At 51.3% G+C, this 349-nt stretch carries 1 pseudogene; it reads left to right on the top strand.

What is annotated here, in order from left to right:
- Positions 1–349 (top strand): annotated as a pseudogene (locus CWC14_RS18640) (NADP-dependent phosphogluconate dehydrogenase); the annotation flags it as partial.

Below are 349 nucleotides of genomic sequence, written 5' to 3'. Positions count from 1 at the left end.
ATACCTGGGCCGAGGGCGAGCTCAATAGCTATTTACTCTCTATCTCTAGCCATATCCTCAAGTTAGCAACCAAGGACACTCCACCGCTGGTCGATTTAATCGATAACAAGGTGGGCGCCAAGGGCACCGGCTTATGGACGGCACAAAATGCCTTGGAGCTTGGTATTGCCGTGCCATCACTTGTTGCTGCGGTGCAGGCACGCCACTTAACTAATACCGGTGATACCCACGCGGCTAAAGAAATGACCTATGCCGCAAAGCAAACGGACAGTATCGATATTGATATTGACCAGTTGCAGCAAGCGTTTCATTTAGCGAGCCTGCTTTGCTACCGCCAAGGCTTGGCACT

The sequence above is a fragment of the Pseudoalteromonas sp. S3260 genome, from assembly GCF_005886925.1.
GTDB classification, from domain to species: Bacteria; Pseudomonadota; Gammaproteobacteria; order Enterobacterales; family Alteromonadaceae; genus Pseudoalteromonas; species Pseudoalteromonas tetraodonis.
The sequence above is the reverse complement of the archived record's forward strand: the minus strand, read 5'-3'. Positions and strand labels throughout refer to the sequence as shown.